This is a genomic window from Mucilaginibacter agri, from assembly GCF_009928685.1.
GTDB classification, from domain to species: Bacteria; Bacteroidota; Bacteroidia; order Sphingobacteriales; family Sphingobacteriaceae; genus Mucilaginibacter; species Mucilaginibacter agri.
Map to the genome: position 1 here is coordinate 1 of NZ_WWEO01000010.1, position 243 is coordinate 243.

The window sequence follows — 243 nt, forward strand, 5'->3', positions numbered from 1 at the left end:
AATATAAACAACCGCACTTTCTTTGGGGATAAAATTTACAATGATGCGGAATTCTTTAAAGATTTAGCTATAAATACCAATTCTATCATGCTTACACCTGTTAAGGGGATAAAAGGACAACACGAGGTAATCAAACAAAGAGATAAAGCTGCAAATGATCTGTTCTCCACTGCTGTCTCTACCATTAGGCAGCCTATTGAGTCCCTATTTAACTGGCTGATAACAAAAACGGATATACAGAGA

Annotated in this window: 1 protein-coding gene; it reads left to right on the forward strand. The window is 36.2% G+C overall.

Annotation, left to right across the window (positions count from 1 at the left end; translation table 11 throughout):
* The coding region (locus GSY63_RS24625) for a hypothetical protein (RefSeq protein ID WP_208094397.1) at positions 1-243 on the forward strand (243 nt) is incomplete at both ends.